Genomic DNA, 20,378 nt, shown 5'->3' with positions numbered 1-20,378 from the left:
TGTACCTCCTCATTCTATAATCTTAGGCACTTTAAAACAGCCGTTCTCTTTATAAGGTGCATTCATCAATATTTTGTCTCTGTCCATTGAAGGCTTTACCTCGTCTTCTCTAAATACATTATGGATTGGCACTATATGAGATGTAGGCTCTACATTTTCAGTGTCCAATTCGTTTAATTTGTTTACATAGTCGATAATTTTGCTCAATTGCACTGTAAACTCTTCTATTTCCTCTTGCGAAAATTTGAGGCGGGCTAGTTTAGCCACATGCTCAACTTCGCTCCTACTAATAGCCATGTTACCACACCTTTCTCTTATTATTTACTTATAGTTTACCACAAAAACATATTTTTTGAAGAATAGAGTTTTTAAATATTTTCACCTTTTAACATTTCTTCAAATTGTTTTTCATCAATTATCTTTATTCCTAATTCTTGGGCTTTTTTAAGTTTAGAACCAGGATCTTTACCTACTAATACATAGTCTGTTTTTTTACTTACTGAATTTGTAACTTTTCCACCTCTTTCTTCAATCATTCTGGTAGCTTCTTCTCTCGTGTAATTTTCCAACGCTCCTGTCAAAACAAAAGTTTTCCCTTCAAATATGTTGCTTACTTTTCCTTTTAAAAGCTTTTTCATGTTTACTCCAGCATTTTTAAGTTTTTCAATTATCTCTAAATTTTGTTTTTCGGCAAAAAAGGAAACTATGCTTCTTGCCATCTTAGGTCCTATGTCAGGCAACTGTGTAAAGTCTTCAAATTTTGCCTTCATGATATTGTCCATTGTCTTAAAATGCTCAGCAATCACTTGGGCAGCTTTACTGCCTATTAAATCTATACCCAAGCCAAAGAGCAATCTATCTAAATCTCTTGTTTTGCTCTCTTCAATAGCATTTAATAAATTTTTAACAGATTTGTCCCCCATTCTTTCTAATTGTATTAAATCTTCGTATTTAAGATAATACAAATCTGCTATGTTGTGAATTAGACCTTTTGACAAAAGCTGATTTATTATAGCTGGCCCCAATCCTTCTATATCCATTGCATCTTTTGAAGCAAAGTGGATAATGCCTCTTAGAAGCTGTGCAGGACAATTTAGACCTGTGCAACGCCTTATAGACTCCCCCGGAAGCCTCACAGCTAAAGCACCACATTCAGGGCATCTATCTGGCATTACAAACTCTCTTTCTTGTCCAGTCCTCTCTTCTTTTACCACTTCTACTACTTCAGGAATGATTTCTCCCGCTTTTTGAACTATTACCGTATCTCCTATCCTTATGTCTTTCTCTTTTATGTAATCTTCATTGTGAAGTGTAGCTCGGCTCACAACTGAACCTGAAATAGTTACAGGCTCTAATATAGCTGTAGGAGTAAGAGCTCCAGTCCTTCCTACTTGAACTATTATATCCAAAACTTTTGTCTTTTTCCTCTCTGCAGGATATTTAAAAGCAATAGCCCACCTGGGGTCTTTTGCAGTCTGTCCTAAAATTTCTCTCTTTTCAAGGTCATTTACTTTTACAACTGCTCCATCAATGTCGTAAGGCAGCTTATCTCGCAAGTTTCTTATTTCTTCTATTTCTTTTATTACTTCATCTATATTGCTACATTTTTTATGAATTGGTATTACTTTAAATCCTTGTTCTTTCAAAAATTCTAATGTCTCTATGTGAGTTTTAAATTTTCTGCCCTCAATCTTCTGAAGGTTAAAAATAAAAATGTCTAAATCTCTTTTCGCCGTCACTTTAGGATCTAATTGCCTTAAAGAACCTGCTGCAGCATTTCTGGGATTTGCAAAAAGGCTTTCCCCTAATTTTTCTCTCTCCTCATTTAATTTTTCAAAAGAAGTGCGGGGCATGAAGACCTCTCCTCTTACAACAAGGCTCACATCATCCTTAAGCCTTAAAGGAATTGACTTTATAGTCTTTAAATTTTGTGTGACATTTTCTCCTACGATCCCGTCTCCTCTTGTAGAACCTACAGTAAATATGCCATTTTCATAAATTAGTTCCACAGATAAGCCGTCAATTTTTAATTCTACTACGTACTCTACATCTCCCACTGCCTCTCTTACTCTTCTGTCAAAGTCTCTAAGTTCTCCCTCAGAAAAAGCATTAGCCAAACTTAACATTGGAACTACATGGGTAAAAGGCTCAAATTCTGTTAAAGGCCCCCCACCTACTCTTTGGGATGGAGAGTCTGGAGTTTTAAGTTCGGGATATTTTTCTTCTAATTCTATAAGTTCTCTCATCAGCATGTCGTACTCATAGTCTGAAATCTCTGGTTGGTCCAAAACGTAATATCTGTAATTGTGATAGTTTATTTTTTCTCTCAATTCCTTTATCCTTTCTTTTGGCTCCATAATCCAACCTCCACAACTTAAGAAATAGCTTTAATAGGAGCAAACTTTAAGTCTAACTTTTTTATGCCCACATTTGGAAAGGCAACTGTAATCTCTTCTCCTTCTACTTTTACTACAGTACCTATCCCCCATATTTTATGCTCCACTTTATCTCCTAAATTATATTGAGCCTTTTCATAAGTTTTCCTTTCTACATAGCTAGATACAGGCCTATACTCTTCTCTTGGCTTTGATAACTCATGGTATCTTACTAAAAACCTCTCAGGTATTTCGCTTATAAAACGGGAATATGAGCTGTACTGAGATTTGCCGTATAAATTTCTCCTTCTTGCATAGGTCAAATAAAGTTTTTCTTTAGACCTCGTAATGCCAACATAACAAAGCCGTCTTTCCTCTTCTAATTCATACTCATCTGTAAATGACTTAAAAGAAGGAAATATTCCTTCTTCCATGCCCACCATAAAGACTATAGGAAACTCTAATCCTTTCGCCGAATGCAACGTCATGAGAACAACGCTTTCTCCAATTTCTCCAGCCAAGTCAATATCAGAAACCAATGTTATGCCGGACAAAAATGCTTCTAAAGATTTGTCCTCTGAAGACTCTTCAAATTCATAAGCCGCATTTAAAAACTCATTTAGGTTTTCTATCCTTCCTTCTGCTTGTTCTGATTCTTCTTTTTCTAACTCATCTATATATCCAGTCTCTTCTAAAATGTATTTAATTATTTCACTGACAGTCATTGTATCTTTTTTATCAATTAATTCTAAAATAAACTCCTTAAATTCTAAAAGGCTATTTTTAGTCCTTTGGCTTACTTTTACATCATCTATTGCAAAAAAAAGACTGGTGTCTTTCTCCAAAGCTGTAGCCTCTAATGCTTCAATGGTTGCAGCTCCAATACCTCTTTTGGGAACGTTTATTATCCTTTTAAAAGATATGTCATCATAAGGATTTACAAGTATACGCAAATAGGCAATTATGTCTTTTATTTCTTTTCTGTCGTAAAACCTTAAAGCTCCGACCACTTTGTAAGGAATTCGCACCCTCATTAAGGCTTCCTCAAAAGCACGGGACTGGGCATTTGTCCTGTATAAAATAGCAAAATCCCTAAAACTTCTATTTTCCCTTTCTTTTAAGTTGATTATTTCCTGTATAACAAATTCCGCCTCTTCCTTCTCATTCTCTAATTCACAGAGAATTATCCTTTCTCCTTCTTCATTATTTGTCCATAAAGTCTTTTTCTTCCTTCTTATATTATTATCTATGACATAATTGGCTGCTTCCAATATTGTTTTGGTAGAACGATAGTTTTGCTCTAATTTTATAACTTTAGCCTCAGGATAATCCTTCTCAAAGTTTAATATGTTTTTTACATCTGCCCCTCTCCAACCATATATGCTTTGGTCATCATCGCCAACCACACATAAGTTTCTGTATTTCTGGGCTAACATATTCACAAAATGGTATTGAGGAGTATTTGTATCTTGATATTCGTCTACCATTATGTATTTAAATTTTCTCTGGTAAAATTCTAAAACTTCGGGGCTTTCCTTAAAAAGTTCAATAGTTTTTATAATTATGTCATCAAAATCAAGGGCATTGTTTTTCTTTAATTTCTTTTGGTATAGTTTGTATATTTCACTTATTTTCTTGCTTCTATACTCATTCCCAAAAATATAAATATACTCTTCTGGAGTTACCATTTTATCCTTTGCAGAAGAAATGGCATTTATGACAGTTTTCACAGGGTACTGTTTTTCACTTAAATTTAGTTCTTTAAGGGATTCCTGTATTAAAGCCTTTTGGTCAGTAGTGTCAAATATGACGAAATTTCTGTCATAACCTATTTTGTCAATATCTCGCCTTAAAATTCTCACACAGGCAGAATGAAAAGTAGATACCCACAGGTCACCTATATAACCTAATAAATCTCCTACTCTTGTTTTCATTTCTTCTGCTGCTTTATTTGTAAAAGTGATAGCCAGTATGTTAGAAGGGGATACTTTTTTTTCTTTTATAAGATAAGCAATTCTATGAGTTAGGACACGAGTCTTGCCGCTTCCAGCTCCCGCTAATATCAAAAGAGGTCCTTCTGTAGTCATAACTGCTTCTCTTTGTTTGTCGTTTAGGTTACCTAATATGTTGTTCATTTTTTTCACTCCAATTTAGTCTTAAAAAAGCCCGGTTTTAATCCCGGGATTCTGTTTCTAATCTATCTAATATAATTTTATATCCATTTGCTCCATAATTCAATGCCCTATTTACTCTGCTTATGGTAGCAGTACTTGCTCCTGTCTTTTCTGCAATTTCTATGTAAGTTTTCTTTTTGCGAAGCATTTTTGCAACTTCCAATCTTTGTGCTAATGCCTTTATTTCATTTATTGTAGCAATATCTTCAAAAAATCTGTAACATTCCTCTATGTTTTTAAGTTTTAGAATAGCCTCAAACAACTGGTCAACAAGTTCATCTTTAATTTTAGATTCATACATAATTATCCCTCACTCAACAAAATAATTAAATTGTTTACAAATATATTGTAATAAATATCAAAAAATAATTCAATACTTTAAAGCGATTTTTTATAACGTATTCAAAATAGATTTGTAGTTGTTTCTATAGACAAATGCTTTTTAAAGTTTCGGATCATAATGACAAAAAAGAAAAAAGGCGATATAATTATTATAGAAATACTACCCGGTCTTTCTCCGGGTAGTATTGAACGCCTATTTTTGTCTTTTTTCTAATTGATTGACTCTTTTATAGAGTTCAATCATTCTTTTTATTAAGTTTTTTTCAGCAAGAGCTGTCATAAGCTGGTCTTGTGCATGAATTACTAAGAAATTAGGAGCTTCACTTTGTTCTCCTTGTGTCAGCATATTTTGGTATTTGTGCCCTTCATAAAACTCTTCATCTGCTTTTTCAAGATGCTTCTCAGCTTCTTCAAAGTTTCCTCTTTCAGCTGCATCCAATGCTTCATAAGCTTCCGCTCTTGCATTTCCTCCATGCAATACTAAATTGTATATTATTTGTTCTAAGTCCATTAGTTTCACTCCCATCACAAATTATTCGTGGTCTTTTTCCCCTTTTTCGTTCTTTAAAAGTTGAGCTTCATACATTTTAAAGAAGGGATAGTATATAATCGCTGTTACAATTAAATTTACCATTTGCAACAAAGTACCTTGCCAATGGCCACCGGAAGATAAAAATCCGCTTATAAAAACTGGAACTGTAAAAGGCAATTGTATCAAAGGTCTTGGTACTAAGTTTACAGCAAAAGCAAAGTAATTTATTGTTACAACAGCTGCTGGAGCTAATATAAACGGAATAATGAGTATTGGATTTAACACAATAGGAGCACCAAAAATCAATGGTTCGTTTATATTAAATATTGCAGGTATAAGCTCAGCTCTTCCAATTGTTCTAAGTTGTGCAGAAGCAGAAAGTAAAAACATTATTGTCAAAGGCCATGTAGTACCTGAACCGCCTAAGTGGGTAAACACATGGAAGAAAGGTTCAGTTACAATACCTGGTAAAGGCAGTCCTTTTGCTGCAGCCGCTGCATTTGCAGCCAATTGAGTCATCCAGAAAGGATAAGCAATTGAAGAAACAACATTCATACCGTGAATTCCTAATGACCACAAAAGCATCATGAGTATTATTTCAGCTAAAGCTGCAGGATAACTATTTGATGCAGCAACAAGTGGCTTAAATAAGTCAAGTACCAATTGTGGCAATGTTATGTGGAAGTTTACCCATACAATCCATTCTACAATCCATGCTGACACTATCATTACAAACATAGGAATTAATGCTAAGAAGCTTCTTACCACATAAGGTGGCACACCTTCAGGCATTTTTATTACCAAACCACTTTTGTTAAAGAATCTCACAACTATCGCCGTAATTATGCCTATTATTATTGCTACAAACAAGCCTTGACCGCCGAGATAATTTAGTACATCTCCAAAAGTAACTTTTGTCACATCTGTTGCAGGAAAGCTTGTTATAAAAAAAGCTAACATTGAAATAATCCCCGTCATCGTTTCATCGAGGTCCCATCGTGTAGCAAGGCTATAAGCTGTACCAAAGGCTACCATCATAGCCATTATCCCAAAAGTAAGTTGGAAAGGTATCATGATTTGAGCTGCAATAGGTTTTACTGCTCTTGCCCATGCATGTATAGGTGCCCAATTAATTCCCTCTGGTGGATTTGCTATAATCAAGAAAAGCGCACCAGTCAAAATCACAGGCAAAGCAAAGCTTGAAAATGCGTCTCTAATTGACTGCAAATACACGTTTTGTGCTATACGGGCAAGAACTGGCATTAAAGATTCTTCCATCCACTTCATAAACCAATTGTTTGAAAGCCTATCGTTCATTTTATTCCCTCCTTAAACTTCTTTTCCACTTTTTTTAGCAAGCTCAATTATTTGATTTAATATTTTTTTGCCATCCATCATAGCGAAGGCCTGCATATCGACTATATCAACAGGTATATTGTATTTAGAAGCGATTGATTCAATTTCTTTTTTGAGATGTCTTACTTGCGGTTCTAATAACGCTACATCATATTCCTCTGCCTTCTTTTTGAACTCTCCTGTACCGCCAGCATCTACCACAACATCCAATCCTTGCTTTTTAGCTTCATCTGTTACTTTTTTAGCAAGTGCACTGGAAGTTGCTCCCCAGCTGCAGAGTATTACTCCTCTTATTGCCATCCTTCGCACCTCCTTTCAAAGATTATTTCATTTTTTCTTTTTAAGCTTTTTATGTTGTTTTTGTAGGTTGCTATCATAAAGTTGTATCATTTTTATGACATAAGTCTGTATTGCAAACACTATTAACATAAAGGCACTTCCAAAAGCCATTATTTTTAAGCCATTAAGGAAGCTATCATGAAACATGGCATAAAATCCTGTAGAAAACCATACTACCCCCAAGAGCAAATAAAATATTTTTCTTTGAACTCTCGATATGCTAAACATTTTTGATCCTCTCCTAAATTATCCTTTTTATTTCTTCATAAAATTTTTTCAATAACACTTCTTTTATTTTTTCTTTGACCTCTTTTTGGGACTGTGCTTCGTTAAGAGTATTCACCAAATCTTCTCTTTCAATTAAAGACACGCTTAAATCTCCCAAAACTTCAATTCCTTCTCTATCACCTTCTGGTGCTACCATTAAAAAAGCTGTCCTTATCTTTTCATAATCTCCTACAAGATTTTTCATTTTTACTTCCTCTATAACTTTCCCTACAACTACTAATGGAAAATCTATATTTTCAATTGTGCAATGATATATGACAAATCCTTTGTTTGGTAATACTATTTTACCTAAGCTTTCTCTTTTTAAAAGTCTTTCTTTTATTTGCTCCTTTTGATTTTCATTTATTAAACTTTTATCTATCAAATTCTTAAGAATATATTCTATTATTTGAGTAGACTTTTCACCTTTTACAGTCATATAGGTTATGGTATCGCTTAATTCCAAAATTCTCTTTCCATAATTGGCTATGTGTAAAGCCTCTTTTTTAAAATTTCCTTCTTCTTTTTTTATTCCATATTCCATAATAAAGTCCGTATTTAATGCTTTTTTTAGCTTTTCTACATCTTCCTTTAAAAGCAAGGGATTTACTACAACGACTTTTTTATCTTTTATGTCAAGAGGTATTGTAGAAACAATTAAGTCTATATCATCTCTTCCTTTTAGATCTTTTAGTTTTATACTGGAAGTAACGTCTACTATGTTTATTTGTGGAAACATCTGAAGTTTTGACATCAGCATTCTGGAGGTTCCAATACCACTAGCACATACCACCATTATGTTGTACCTTTGGGAAGCCTCTTTTTTCCTCTCTAAAGCTGCACCAAAATGCATAGCAATATATCCAACTTCATCTTCTGGAATATCCATGTTTAATTTTTTTCGCAAAACATCGCAAACTCTATTGCTTTTTTCAAAAAGCAAAGGATATTTTGTTTTTATATCCTCCAACAAAGGGTTTCTTATGTCAAGTCCCATCTCCAATCTGTACACCGCGGGAACTAAATGACTCTTTAAGCCATCTTCCAAAAACTCATCTTCTGAAAAACTGACATCAAAAATTTTTTCTGCTTCTTTTATCATGTCCCGAGCAATAATCTCTATGTCTTTGTCATTGTAATTTTGAGTAGTTGACCTGTACTTTGCACCTATAAGGTGTATTGTCACATAGCCAATCTCATCTTCAGGTATAGGTATATTCAATTCTTCTTGTAAATATTTAGCTAACTTTTTAGCAAATTTGTATTCGTTAGTCTTTTTAAGTTCCTGTAAATTGTCTTCCCCCATTTCAATAGTTTCACCATTTTGAAGCCTTTTTATAGCCAAGGCAAGGTGAACAACAAGGCCTAAATAGGAACTTTCTACAATTTCATAGTCAATTTGCGATTTTAATTTTAAAATTGCCTTTTCTATTTTCAAGACAGTATCGTAGTCAATTAAGTTTAAAAGCCTCAAATCTATGTTTTTTTCAATATTGTTTTTTGCAAGATATCCTGTTTTTAAGAAATCAATCAAATCTGCAGTATCAAAATTCTCATACAAAAAGTTAGCTATAGCTTTTCTAAAAGAATTTTCGCTTCCCGATATATAAACGCCATAACCTGGCTTTGTTATTAAAGTTAATCCTTGTTTTATAATCCACCTTTCTAATTCTTTAAGGTCATAACTTATTGTAGAAGTGGTGACACCAAATTTCTTGCTGAAATACTCTAATTTAACGGGTTCATGTAGCTGCAAAAGCTCCGACAATATCATTTTTCTTCTCTCTTCTGTTTCAAACTCTGAACGATATCCTACTATATCTAGCTTTAGCTTCTCAATATCAGCAACATTGCCTTCTATAACCAACCCATCAGTTTTATTTACAATTTTTGAGTTGTAATTTTTAACAAATTCATTTATAGAAGCAATTTCTCTGTATACTGTCCTTTTGCTTATATCAAATTCTTTCATAATGTCTTCCATTCTTGTATGTGAAGAGGACAGTATTTTTCTTAAAATTTGCAGTTGGCGCCCACTTAGCTTATTCATTTTACATCATCACTTTTCTGTGACATTAATTTAATAATAGTATCTCTTTTTACAACTATATTATACACTTAATTGCTAAATTAACAAGGGAAAGATGTAAATTATCTGGCATTAGCATTGTGCCATATTTTTAATTGTAAAAATATACAAAGGAGATATTTTACATCGTCGCTCCTTATGCAAAATATCTCCTTTACGAAAGTTTGTTGATAAGTTTTATTTTGTTGGCATTTTTCATATTAAAAGAAAAGATCTCTTTCTCCATTTTCTATTCTTGTAAGCCTTCTCTTTGTCTCTTCCCTTACAGTTATTGATGGAATTTTCTCTAAATTTACCGCTATTGCTTTTTCTCCAATTTCCTTAGTTTTTTCATCTCCGTAATCAATCAAAAACTCTTTGAAGGTTAGTATCGCATTTGGTAGGCAGAAGTTGTGTATTTGGCCTGATTTTGCAAAACTCATAAACCTGTCTCCTGTACGTCCCATTCTGTAGCAAGCAGTACAATAACTTGGAAGATACCCTTGTTCACACAAAGTTCTTAAGATTTCATTAGGACTTCTTTTGTCTTCTACCTCAAATTGTGGCTTTGAACCACCTTTTTTGGATATCTCTTCATGATATCCACCTACTCCTGTACAAGAACCTGCACTAATCTGAGAAATGCCAATGCTTATTACTTCTTCTCTAAATTTAGGCTTTTCTCTTGTAGACAAAATCATTCCAGTATAGGGCACTGCCATTCTTATGACTGCTACTAATTTTTTAAAGTCTTTATCTGATACAATATATGGAAATTTATCTATGGAAGTGTTAAGAGCTGGTCTAAGTCGCGGTACTGAAATAGTATGTGGCCCAACTCCAAATTTTTCCTCTAAATGATTCGCATGATAAAGCATAGCAACAGTTTCGTACTTGTAATCATAAAGCCCATACAAAACTCCTAATCCTACATCGTCAATGCCTGCCTCCATAGCCCTGTCCATAGCAGTCAAATGATAGTCGTAATCATGTTTTGGTCCCTGTGGATGCATGTATTCATAAGTGGGCCTATGGTAAGTTTCTTGGAATAAAATATATGTCCCTATTCCTATTTCTTTAAGTTTTTTGTAATTTTCCACAGTAGTTGCCGCTATATTGACATTTACTCTTCTAATACTTCCATTTTTAAGTTTTGTATCGTATATCGTCTTTATTACATCGATAATATAATCTATAGGGCAATTTACAGGGTCTTCTCCAGCTTCAACTGCTAATCTCTTATGTCCCATCTCTTCCAAAATCTCAACTTCTCTTCTCACTTCTTCCATTGTAAGCTTTTTTCTTTCCTGCTCATTAGAATGTCTGTAACCACAATATCTACAGTTGTTTACACAGTAGTTACTTACATAAAGGGGAGCAAATATTACAATCCTATTTCCATATATTTCTTCTTTTATATACCTTGCTACTTTAAACATCTCATTGAGCAAATCCTCATCTTCTACATTTAAAAGTACCGCTGCTTCTTCAGGAGTAATGCCTTTTAGCTTTTTAGCCTTCTCTATAATTCCCAATGCATCTTTACTTGTCGCTTTTTTAGCCTTTTCCAAATCCTGTAATATCTTCTCATTATTAATAAAATCTGCTTTTTCTTTTATCATATTTTATCTCCTCCCTTACCCTCAGGAAAATCCCCTTGGGCTTAGTTTTATTTTTATTATATACTATTATTGTTAATTTTTCAACAAAATTATTTTTCTTAAATCCTCAATATAAGGTAGTTTCAACGCAGAGCAAAGCAGTAAATAGGCAGGAATTCCTATAAAAATTGATAAAAAAATATTTATCCACATATTAGCATTAATTGTAAACAATTTACTGTGTATAATTATAACAATTATTCCCATAATTGTTGATGCTGTTATCGGTTTTATAAACCAATTTAAATAGTCTATTCTTAATTCTGTCATTTTTATGAGTTCAAACATATTTAGCATTAAAATAAAAGCATCGGCAAATATAAAGCTATATATATATCCAAAAAGTCTAAGTTGTGGCATGGCGGTTAAGTAATACATACCTATAATACAGACTCCCAACCATATAATAGAATTTTTTAAAACCACATTTTGCTTTCCTAATCCATGGAGAATGCTAGCCACCACCGCTTCTAAAAATGCAAATATACTTCCCATGGAAATCGCTCTCACAAAAGCCCCTACTCCTGGTGAAGATGGATACAAAAGCTGAGAGATTTGATCAGGAAGAGCTAAAAATAAAATTATGGCAGGAAAAGCTACTAAAGTAGTATAGCCAATTGCTTGGTTAATCCTAAGTCTTACTGTATCCCACTTTTTTAGAGCAGCTGCTTCAGAAACTGCAGGAAGTACAGTAGTGGAAAGACTTGAAGTTATAACTGCTGGCATGTAAGCAAGAGGTACTGCCATACCTAACATTTTGCCAAATTCAGACATCGCTTCACTGTGAGTGAGACCTGAGACAACAAGTCTTGAAGGAATTATTAAAGATTCCGCTAAATCCAACACATTTACAATTAATTTTGAAAAAGTTATAGGTATGGAAGTAACAACTAACGTTTTTGTTATAGAAAAAGTATCCCATTCCTTTCCATCATAAGGCATTTCTTTGTTTATAATTTTTACTTCTCTTTTGTAAAAAAGTATATACATAAGAAAACTGACAATTTCACCTACAGATATGCCAAATATAGCTATCGCTACTAAATATTCAAGTTTCACTCCTGTGAAAAGTTGTATTAAATATAAAGTTGTTGATACCCGTACTATTTGTTCAACAATTTCTGAAACTGAAGCAGGTATCATATTTATAACTCCTTGAAAAAATCCCTTAAGCACTGATGAAGAAGCAACAATGATAAGTACCGGTGCAAAAATGAGAATTGATAAAAGTGCTCTTGGTTCGTGAAGTAACTTTTCAGCTACGTACCTAGCATTAAAAAATAGCAACAAAGTAATAGTAAAAGCAAACATTAATACTATCAAAAAAGTAATTTTTAAAATTTTAAACATATTTTTTTTGTTTCCTTTTGCTCTTTCTTCTGAAATAAAGCGAGAAGTGACAGCCATCGTACCAGAGGTTAAAAAAGTTATTGAAACAAAATATATAGGAAGAACTAATTGATAAATACCCGTACCTTCCGGGCCTAACATATTTGATAAAATTATTCTAAAGATAAATCCAATGCCTCTGTCTATAATATTGGCAATAGTTAATATAAAAGCACCGCGAATAAAAGACCTATTGTGCATAAACAACACCTCACAATAGTTTATTCGCAGTGCTTTTTATATATGAAAAAAACCGGCAGTATGCCGGTAGTAAAGGGGAGATTAGGGGGAGAAATTTTTAAGTACATAAAATTAGGGGGGTTAAGATTTACACATTCCTAAGGCTTCCTCTCACCTATTGGCAGAGGTGATAAATTCACATTACCTCTCTTCCGCCAAATATTATGCATCATTTGATGAAAAATGTCAAGATTTGATTTAAATATTTTTTTATATGAAATTTTCCCTGCAGTTTTGTAAAATTATTAATCACTGCAAATAAATAAAACTGCAGTAAATCTTTTTCGTAAGTTTTAGAAGAATATTTATAAATAAATCCAGTTTGTTGACAAAGTAAAAAAATATTCAAAAGAGATATTTTGCATCGTCGCTCCGATGCTCCAAAGCGACAAAACTAATTTTTTTCAAATATTTTTTAACCTTTCAAATAATTTTTTAACCATTTGAGTTTAAATATTTTAAAACTGTAGAGACGTGTACAGCAAGGCCAATTTTAATACACTCCTCATCAATATTAAATTGGTTGTTATGTATAGGTTTATCTATTCCTTTTTCTTTATTGCCACACCCTAATTTATAAAAACTGCCAGGGACTTTTTGCAAGAAATAAGCGAAATCTTCTACTCCCATTGTTGGTGCCACTTCTATTACATTGCCTTCCCCTAGCAAAGGAAAAGCAGTTTCTTTTATGAGGTCTGTCATACCTTTGTGATTTACAAGGCAAGGATAACCTCTTGTTCTTCTAAATTCTACTTCTCCTCCCATAACTTTTGCTGTGTTATCGCAAATCTTCTCTACCATCTCAACAATCTCATCTCTTTTTTCTTCTTCCATCATTCTTATAATTCCAGACATCCTCACTTTGTCCGCTATTATATTTCGTGCGTATCCTCCTTCAATAGTGCCAATAGTTAGCACTATAGGACTCAATGGGTTAGCTTTTCTACTAACGACTGTTTGGAGTATATTTACAATATTAGCAGCAATCACTATGGCATCCACCGATTTGTGAGGCTCAGCCCCATGACTACTTTTGCCTTTTACAATTATATCAATCATGTCAGAAGAAGCATAAGCCTTTCCATAGGTTATCCCTATTTGCCCCACTTGAAGTTCTGGGTCTACATGTAGTCCTATTATAGCATCAACTTTAGGATTTTCTAAAACTCCTTCTTCAATCATCGGAAGAGCTCCCCCTGTTGTTTCTTCCGCTGGTTGAAATATAAACTTAACATTTCCCTTTAACTTATCTCTCATATTTGCCAAAAGTTTAGCAGTACCAAGAAGTATAGCTGTATGAACATCATGCCCACAAGCATGCATTCTTCCTGGAATCTGCGATGCATATTCTACATCATTTTCTTCTTGAATTGGGAGAGCGTCCATATCTGCTCTTATAGCTATCGTCTTGCTTCCATTGCCTTTAAGGGTACCCACAACGCCAGTTTTAGCAATTCTCTTTACTTCAATCCCTAAATTTTTTAAATAATCATAAACAACTTCGGAAGTTTTTGTTTCTTCAAAACCTAATTCAGGGTACATGTGTATTTTTCGCCTTAATTCTATTACTTCTTTTTCTACTTTTTCAGCTTCTTTGAGAATATCCATACTAAATCCCACCTGTTTTTAATATTTTTCTATGTCTACATGCAAAACATTCTCAATTTTCTCGCCTAATAGCATTTCTGCCGTTTTGATAAAATTATCTTTATCTCCACTTACAAAAAATTTTGTCTTGCCAATAATTTGAGGATTAAATAAATCTTTCTTTAATAAATAATCTTTCACATCATAAGCTAGTTTAATTGCAGGGTCTACTATTTTTACATTTTCTCCCATTATTTTTTCTATAACTTCTACCATTAAAGGATAATGAGTACAACCTAAAACAAGAGTATCTATCTCTTTTTCTTTTAATTCTTTTAAACACTTGTTAGCAGTTTCGTAGGCTATTGGCGAATTGTATAGCCCTTTTTCAATAAGGGGGACAAATTCAGGACATGCCTCTTGGTAGACTTCAATATTTTTATCAATAATTTTTATATTTTTTTCATAGCTTTTGCTTTCAACAGTTCTTGTAGTTGCAATAACACCTATTTTTTTGTTTATAGTATACAGGACAGCGCTCTCTGCCCCTGCTTTTAAAACATCAAAAAGAACCATATCATATTCGCTTTTATCTATAACTGCACAAGTAGTATTGCAAGCTATTACTACGGCTTTGACTTTTTGCTCTCTCATAAAATTTAAAATCTGTTTTGCAAATTTTTTTATCTCTCCTTCACTTCTATCGCCATAGGGAACTCTTTTTGTATCACCAAAGTAAATATAGTTTTCCCCTGGTAAAGCCTCAACAAGTCTTTTTAGTACTGTAAGTCCTCCTACTCCAGAGTCAAAAATACCTATTGGTCTTGAGTCCATTTCATCACACCCTAATAAAAATTTAAGCCAGTTAATTATTCATACCATGGTAATTATTATATCATAATTTATTTATTAGGTTGTAAGATGTATAAAGAAGCTTTTGAACTGATATCTACCATTTTTACTTCTTTAAAGTTTTCTTTTAGTTCTTTTTTAACTTCTTTTACAAAATTAAAATAATCTCCACCTTCCAACCATTCCACACATGAAGTAAAAAAGTCTCTGTTTTGATTGTAGTCATGAAGAATTACATAATGCTTTGCGACCCTTGACATTTCTTTATATAATATTTCCCGCTCATTCTTTTTAATACCATGAGCCACATAAGAAGCTGTAACCACATCAAAAAAATTATCTTCGAAAGGAAACCCTTCACCTGGATTTATCTTATATGCCTTAATATCCGTGTTTTTCAACCTTTTCATCGCTTGTGCTAACATACCTGCAGAAACTTCCACCCCAGAAACCTCAAAGCCAGCCTCTCTTAATACATAACACAATGCACCTGTACCACACCCTACATCTAAAAATTTTATGTAATTTCTTAAATCAATATGCTCTTTTAAAATAACTAATACTTTTTTATAATATTCCACCTGAGAATTAAAAAACCATCCATAAATTGGAGATATGATATCAAAAAGTTTTACATGGTCTTTGGGCATAATTTCTCCCCCATTTTTAAAAAATCAAGGCATATGTTAGTAGATATTATACCATAACTTTAAACTGATTAAAAACGCCAGGTTTACACCTGGCTTACCAAAGCAATATCTTTTCTATAGTACATCCCTTCAAATCTTATTTTTTTAATTTCTCTATAAACTTTTTCTCTCGCTTCTTCATATGAATCCCCTATTGAGGTAACAGCAAGCACTCTTCCACCTGACGTGGTAATTTTACCATCTTTTAATGACGTCCCTGCATGATATACAAATGCTTCTTTTACTTTTTCTAACCCTGTTATCTCAAAACCAGTCTGATATTCCCCTGGGTAACCGTTTGATACCGCAACGGCACATACAGCCTTTTTGTCTTCCCATTCAATTTGTATTTTATCAAGTTTTCCTTCTATGCTAGCTTCCATTATATCAATAAGGTCTGTTTTTAAAAGGGGCAGTACAACTTGTGTTTCAGGGTCTCCAAATCTTGCATTAAATTCTAAAACCTTAGGTCCTTCTTTTGTAAGCATTAAACCTGCATACAATACTCCTTTATATACAATGCCTTCTTTTTGAAGTGCCTTTACCATTGGTTTTAAAATACTTTCCATTACTTCTTTTAAAGTTTCTTCCTCAAGATAAGGATTTGGTGCAATGCTTCCCATACCTCCAGTGTTAGGACCTTTGTCTCCTTCATAGACCTTCTTGTAATCCATAGCAGAAACCATAGGTAAAATATTTTCTCCATCTGTAAATGCGAATACTGACGTTTCTTTTCCAAAAAGCATCTCTTCTATTATTACGATATCTCCTGATGCACCAAAAATCCTTTTTTTCATCATTAAATCAAGAGCTTCTTTTGCCTCTATAAAATCTTTTACAATAAACACTCCTTTACCCTGTGCCAGTCCATCTGCTTTCATCACAACAGGATACCATGTCTCTTTCAAAAATTTCAGAACCTCCTGATACTTGTCAAAGGCTTTAAACCTTCCAGTAGGAATATTGTATTTAGAAAGAAGCTGTTTAGTAAAATATTTGCTTCCCTCAACAGCTGCAGCACTTTTATTAGGCCCAAAGATTTTAAGCCCTGCTTTTTCAAATTCATCCACAATACCTTGTACTAATGGCATCTCTGGTCCTACAACTGTTAAATCAATGTTATTTTTTATGGCAAATTCTTTAAGCCTTTCAATATCTCCAACTTTTATATCAACACATTCTGCTAAAAGACCTATGCCAGCATTTCCGGGAGCACAGTAGATTTTATCCACCTTAGGACTTTGTGAAAGTTTGTGAACAATTGCATGTTCTCTTCCTCCTCCCCCTATGACTAAAACCTTCATACAAATTCCTCCTCAATGTTTAAAGTGCCTTATGCCGGTGAATATCATTGATATACCGCCTTTGTCTGCAGCTTCAATTGATAAAGCATCGTTTTGTGAGCCGCCTGGTTGGATTATGGCAGTTATACCAGCCTTTGAAGCTACCTCCACAACATCTGGAAATGGGAAAAAGGCATCTGATGCAAGGACACTTCCCTTTGCTTTTTCGCCTGCTTGTTTGATTGCTTGTTCTGCCGGCCATATCCTGTTGACTTGTCCCACGCCAATACCTACTGTAGCTCCATCTTTTGCTAAAACAATCGCATTGGATTTTACGTGCTTTACTACCTTCCAGGCAAACTTTAAATCTTCCATCTCTTTTTGAGTAGGTGCTTTTTTAGTAACTACTTTCAAATTATTCTCATCTAAATCTATTTCATCTTTTTCTTGTAGTAAAAGTCCGCCTTCTACTTTCTTTAAATCATATTCTTTTTCATATCCTTCTTTTAACCTCAATATCCTTAAGTTTTTCTTTTTCTTTAAAATCTCTAAGGCCTCTTCTTCAAAGTCTGGAGCAATTACTATTTCTAAGAATATTTTTATAAGTTCTTCAGCTGTTTTAACATCTACAGTTCTATTTAATGCTACAATTCCCCCAAAAATAGAGATAGGGTCACTCTCATAAGCTTTTAAGTAAGCATTGTATATATTATCTGCAATAGCTACTCCACAAGGATTTGTGTGCTTTACAGCAACTGCTGCAGGCTCTTTAAACTCTCTTAAAAGTTCTATTGCAGCATTTGCATCGTTTATATTGTTAAAAGAGAGCTCTTTACCGTGCAACTGCTCACATTCTGCAATGCCATAGGCTTTTATAGGATTTTTATAAAAAGCTGCTTTTTGATGAGGATTTTCACCATATCTCATGTCTTGAGCTTTTTCGAAGGCAAAGGCCATAATTTCGGGAAATTCTATGTTATTTTTTTGTATCAAATAGTTGTATATCAAAGAATCGTAAAGGGCTGTATGGCCAAAAGCTTTTGCTGCCAGATAAAATCTCGTCTCTTCTTTTGTATTGCCATATTGTTTTATTTCTTCAATGACTGTATTATAATCCTTTGGATCCACAAGAATAGTCACATATTTGTAGTTTTTAGCTGCAGCCCTTATAATTGAAGGACCGCCAATGTCTATATTTTCTATCGCTTCTTCTAAAGTCACATTTTCTTTGAGGATTGTCTCTTTAAAAGGATATAAATTTATAACAACTATATCTATTGGTTCAATGCCATGTTCTTTTAGAGCTTTAATGTGCTCTTCATTGTCTCTTATTGCAAGAAGCCCTCCATGAATTTTAGGGTGAAGCGTCTTTACTCTACCGTCCATAATTTCAGGAAAACCTGTTATGTCTGACACTTTTATTACATTTGCTCCATTTTCTTTAAGAAGGTTATAAGTACCACCCGTTGATATCACTTCATATCCTAATTCATTTAGCTTTTTAGCAAATTCAACTATTCCTTCTTTTTTTGAAACACTTATTAACGCTTTTTTGGCCATAGAATCTCCTCCTTTTTTACAGTTTTGTAATCCTTTTAAAACTCTAATATCTTCACTTTTCTACCTTCGACTTTTAACTTCCCTTCTGTAAAAAGCTTAACTGCATAAGGTAAAACTTTGTGTTCTACTTCCAGCACTTTTTTAGCAATGGCCTCTGGCGTATCCTCTTCATCAATTTTCACAACTTCTTGAAGAATAATAGGTCCTGTATCAGCACCACTGTCTACAAAGTGAACAGTACAGCCGGTGTATTTTACTCCGTATTCATAAACAGCCTGATGTACCTTCATTCCATAAAATCCTTTGCCACAAAAAGCAGGAATAAGTGAGGGATGTATATTTATTATCTTGTTTTCAAATGTTTGTACAATTTCTTCACTGAGAATTGTCAAAAAGCCTGCAAGAATTATTCCATCAGGATTCAATTTTTCAAGAAGTTTTAATAACTCTCTTTGAAAATTTTCTTTCAATTCTTTTTTGGGAAGGCAGTAAGTAGCAATTCCGTGTTTTTTTGCCCTTTCAAGAGCATAAGCTCCTTTTTTATCGCTAATAACAGCAATTATCCTGGCATTTATATATCCTTTTTCAATGGCATCAATTATTGACTGCAAATCAGTCCCATTACCTGATGCCATTACCACAAGGTTCATAAAATTACACCGCCTTCTTTTTCTACTATCTCCCCTATTACATAAGCTTTTTCACCCATGCCACTTAATTTTTCTAAAGCCTTATCTACATCAGATGGATCTATTATAACTACAATGCCAATCCCCATATTAAAAGTGCGATACATTTCTCTTTCTTCAATATCTCCCAATCTTTGAATTAAGTTAAAAATGGTTGGAATTTCCCAACTTCCTTTATTTATTTTTGCAGCTATACTTTTTCTTAGTATTCTGGGAATATTGTCAATAAAACCTCCTCCGGTAATATGAGCCATCCCTTTAATTTTTAACCTTTTTAAAGCCTCTATTGACTTGACATATATTTTTGTAGGGGTAAGGAGTGCATCTCCTAAATTCGTCCCAAGCTCTGGTATAAAGTCTTTTACTGAAAAATTATTTTCCTCAAAAAACACTTTCCTCACTAAAGAATAGCCATTGCTGTGAATTCCAGAAGAGGCAATCCCAATTATGGCATCTCCTTCTTTTATTGATTTTGTATTAATCAGCTCTTCTTTTTCTGCAATTCCTACACAAAAGCCTGCTAAATCGTATTCTCCTTCTTTATAAAAACCTGGAAGTTCTGCTGTTTCTCCTCCTATCAAAGCACAACCGGCTATTTTACAACCCTCTGCTATTCCTCTGATTACTTCTACTGCAGTCTCACTTTTCAACTTTCCAGTAGCGAAATAGTCAAGAAAAAACAAAGGCTTAGCACCAGTTACAATAATGTCATTTACACACATAGCTACAAGGTCTATTCCTATAGTATCGTGTTTGTCCATCATAAAGGCTATTTTAAGTTTTGTTCCAACTCCATCAGTGCTTGACACAAGCACAGGATTTTTATAATTTTTTATCTCAACAAGCCCAGCAAAACCTCCTATCCCTTCTAAAACATATTCATTTAAGGTTTGCTTAGCTAGCGGCTTTATCATTTCCACCAGTTTATTGCCTTCATCTATATTTACCCCAGCATCCTTATAATTCATAATCATA

General features: G+C 33.7%; 18 protein-coding genes. All 18 read right to left on the bottom strand.

Annotated features, from left to right (window positions below):
• Window positions 1–9 precede the first annotated feature (9 nt).
• Complete coding sequence (gatC, locus tag THYS13_RS13360; RefSeq protein ID WP_042835024.1) at window positions 10–297, bottom strand: Asp-tRNA(Asn)/Glu-tRNA(Gln) amidotransferase subunit GatC; 288 nt, start codon at window positions 295–297, stop codon at window positions 10–12.
• 71 nt (window positions 298–368) lie between these two features.
• A complete protein-coding gene (ligA, locus tag THYS13_RS13355) occupies window positions 369–2,357 on the bottom strand; it encodes an NAD-dependent DNA ligase LigA (protein WP_042835023.1) in 1,989 nt (662 codons plus the stop codon).
• A gap of 17 nt (window positions 2,358–2,374) precedes the next feature.
• Window positions 2,375–4,510, bottom strand: coding sequence for a DNA helicase PcrA (gene pcrA, locus THYS13_RS13350; protein WP_042835022.1), 2,136 nt, complete (start codon window positions 4,508–4,510; stop codon window positions 2,375–2,377).
• 37 nt (window positions 4,511–4,547) lie between these two features.
• Window positions 4,548–4,850 carry a YerC/YecD family TrpR-related protein gene (locus tag THYS13_RS13345; protein WP_042835021.1) on the bottom strand — a complete coding sequence of 101 codons (303 nt, stop codon included), beginning with the start codon at window positions 4,848–4,850 and terminating at the stop codon, window positions 4,548–4,550.
• A 234-nt stretch (window positions 4,851–5,084) separates the two neighbouring features.
• A complete protein-coding gene (locus THYS13_RS13340) occupies window positions 5,085–5,402 on the bottom strand; it encodes a PTS lactose/cellobiose transporter subunit IIA (RefSeq protein WP_042835020.1) in 318 nt (105 codons plus the stop codon).
• A gap of 21 nt (window positions 5,403–5,423) precedes the next feature.
• Window positions 5,424–6,740 carry a PTS sugar transporter subunit IIC gene (locus THYS13_RS13335; RefSeq protein ID WP_042835019.1) on the bottom strand — a complete coding sequence of 439 codons (1,317 nt, stop codon included), beginning with the start codon at window positions 6,738–6,740 and terminating at the stop codon, window positions 5,424–5,426.
• A gap of 12 nt (window positions 6,741–6,752) precedes the next feature.
• Window positions 6,753–7,079 (bottom strand): PTS sugar transporter subunit IIB, encoded by a 327-nt coding sequence (locus THYS13_RS13330; protein WP_003870491.1) that lies wholly within the window; start codon window positions 7,077–7,079, stop codon window positions 6,753–6,755.
• Window positions 7,080–7,106: 27 nt separating this feature from the next.
• A complete protein-coding gene (locus THYS13_RS13325) occupies window positions 7,107–7,346 on the bottom strand; it encodes a hypothetical protein (RefSeq protein ID WP_042835018.1) in 240 nt (79 codons plus the stop codon).
• 13 nt (window positions 7,347–7,359) lie between these two features.
• Complete coding sequence (locus THYS13_RS13320) at window positions 7,360–9,435, bottom strand: BglG family transcription antiterminator (RefSeq protein WP_042835017.1); 2,076 nt, start codon at window positions 9,433–9,435, stop codon at window positions 7,360–7,362.
• A 239-nt stretch (window positions 9,436–9,674) separates the two neighbouring features.
• Window positions 9,675–11,075: a [FeFe] hydrogenase H-cluster radical SAM maturase HydG gene (hydG, locus tag THYS13_RS13315; protein WP_042835016.1), complete on the bottom strand. Its 1,401-nt coding sequence runs from the start codon at window positions 11,073–11,075 to the stop codon at window positions 9,675–9,677.
• Between the two features lie 72 nt (window positions 11,076–11,147).
• A complete protein-coding gene (gene spoVB, locus THYS13_RS13310; RefSeq protein ID WP_042835015.1) occupies window positions 11,148–12,704 on the bottom strand; it encodes a stage V sporulation protein B in 1,557 nt (518 codons plus the stop codon).
• 474 nt (window positions 12,705–13,178) lie between these two features.
• Complete coding sequence (locus THYS13_RS13305; protein WP_042835014.1) at window positions 13,179–14,351, bottom strand: M20 family metallopeptidase; 1,173 nt, start codon at window positions 14,349–14,351, stop codon at window positions 13,179–13,181.
• A gap of 18 nt (window positions 14,352–14,369) precedes the next feature.
• Complete coding sequence (gene murI / locus THYS13_RS13300; protein ID WP_042835013.1) at window positions 14,370–15,164, bottom strand: glutamate racemase; 795 nt, start codon at window positions 15,162–15,164, stop codon at window positions 14,370–14,372.
• A gap of 68 nt (window positions 15,165–15,232) precedes the next feature.
• Window positions 15,233–15,832: a class I SAM-dependent methyltransferase gene (locus THYS13_RS13295; RefSeq protein WP_042835012.1), complete on the bottom strand. Its 600-nt coding sequence runs from the start codon at window positions 15,830–15,832 to the stop codon at window positions 15,233–15,235.
• Window positions 15,833–15,915: 83 nt separating this feature from the next.
• A complete protein-coding gene (gene purD / locus THYS13_RS13290) occupies window positions 15,916–17,175 on the bottom strand; it encodes a phosphoribosylamine--glycine ligase (RefSeq protein ID WP_042835011.1) in 1,260 nt (419 codons plus the stop codon).
• A 12-nt stretch (window positions 17,176–17,187) separates the two neighbouring features.
• Entirely contained in the window at window positions 17,188–18,714 is a 1,527-nt protein-coding gene (gene purH / locus THYS13_RS13285; protein ID WP_042835010.1) for a bifunctional phosphoribosylaminoimidazolecarboxamide formyltransferase/IMP cyclohydrolase, read from the bottom strand.
• 35 nt (window positions 18,715–18,749) lie between these two features.
• The gene (purN, locus tag THYS13_RS13280) at window positions 18,750–19,364 is read right to left on the bottom strand and encodes a phosphoribosylglycinamide formyltransferase (RefSeq protein ID WP_042835009.1); all 615 of its coding nucleotides are present in this window, start codon (window positions 19,362–19,364) and stop codon (window positions 18,750–18,752) included.
• A complete protein-coding gene (gene purM / locus THYS13_RS13275) occupies window positions 19,361–20,371 on the bottom strand; it encodes a phosphoribosylformylglycinamidine cyclo-ligase (RefSeq protein ID WP_042835008.1) in 1,011 nt (336 codons plus the stop codon). Before purM ends, purN begins: the two co-directional genes overlap by 4 nt.
• Window positions 20,372–20,378: the final 7 nt, after the last annotated feature.

The sequence above is a fragment of the Thermoanaerobacter sp. YS13 genome, from assembly GCF_000806225.2.
GTDB classification, from domain to species: Bacteria; Bacillota; Thermoanaerobacteria; order Thermoanaerobacterales; family Thermoanaerobacteraceae; genus Thermoanaerobacter; species Thermoanaerobacter uzonensis.
This window is presented reverse-complemented; position numbering and strand designations above follow the sequence as displayed.

Excerpts from the sequence above, each read along its gene's own strand:
- spoVB (WP_042835015.1), bottom strand. The coding sequence starts at position 12,704 with ATGCACAATAGGTCTTTTATTCGCGGTGCTTTTATATTAACTATTGCC.
- purD (WP_042835011.1), bottom strand. The coding sequence starts at position 17,175 with ATGAAGGTTTTAGTCATAGGGGGAGGAGGAAGAGAACATGCAATTGTT.
- THYS13_RS13320 (WP_042835017.1), bottom strand. The coding sequence starts at position 9,435 with ATGAATAAGCTAAGTGGGCGCCAACTGCAAATTTTAAGAAAAATACTG.
- THYS13_RS13305 (WP_042835014.1), bottom strand. The coding sequence starts at position 14,351 with ATGGATATTCTCAAAGAAGCTGAAAAAGTAGAAAAAGAAGTAATAGAA.
- purM (WP_042835008.1), bottom strand. The coding sequence starts at position 20,371 with ATGAATTATAAGGATGCTGGGGTAAATATAGATGAAGGCAATAAACTG.
- purN (WP_042835009.1), bottom strand. The coding sequence starts at position 19,364 with ATGAACCTTGTGGTAATGGCATCAGGTAATGGGACTGATTTGCAGTCA.
- murI (WP_042835013.1), bottom strand. The coding sequence starts at position 15,164 with ATGGACTCAAGACCAATAGGTATTTTTGACTCTGGAGTAGGAGGACTT.
- pcrA (WP_042835022.1), bottom strand. The coding sequence starts at position 4,510 with ATGAACAACATATTAGGTAACCTAAACGACAAACAAAGAGAAGCAGTT.
- THYS13_RS13325 (WP_042835018.1), bottom strand. The coding sequence starts at position 7,346 with ATGTTTAGCATATCGAGAGTTCAAAGAAAAATATTTTATTTGCTCTTG.
- THYS13_RS13335 (WP_042835019.1), bottom strand. The coding sequence starts at position 6,740 with ATGAACGATAGGCTTTCAAACAATTGGTTTATGAAGTGGATGGAAGAA.
- THYS13_RS13330 (WP_003870491.1), bottom strand. The coding sequence starts at position 7,079 with ATGGCAATAAGAGGAGTAATACTCTGCAGCTGGGGAGCAACTTCCAGT.
- ligA (WP_042835023.1), bottom strand. The coding sequence starts at position 2,357 with ATGGAGCCAAAAGAAAGGATAAAGGAATTGAGAGAAAAAATAAACTAT.
- hydG (WP_042835016.1), bottom strand. The coding sequence starts at position 11,075 with ATGATAAAAGAAAAAGCAGATTTTATTAATAATGAGAAGATATTACAG.
- THYS13_RS13340 (WP_042835020.1), bottom strand. The coding sequence starts at position 5,402 with ATGGACTTAGAACAAATAATATACAATTTAGTATTGCATGGAGGAAAT.
- THYS13_RS13295 (WP_042835012.1), bottom strand. The coding sequence starts at position 15,832 with ATGCCCAAAGACCATGTAAAACTTTTTGATATCATATCTCCAATTTAT.
- gatC (WP_042835024.1), bottom strand. The coding sequence starts at position 297 with ATGGCTATTAGTAGGAGCGAAGTTGAGCATGTGGCTAAACTAGCCCGC.
- THYS13_RS13345 (WP_042835021.1), bottom strand. The coding sequence starts at position 4,850 with ATGTATGAATCTAAAATTAAAGATGAACTTGTTGACCAGTTGTTTGAG.
- purH (WP_042835010.1), bottom strand. The coding sequence starts at position 18,714 with ATGGCCAAAAAAGCGTTAATAAGTGTTTCAAAAAAAGAAGGAATAGTT.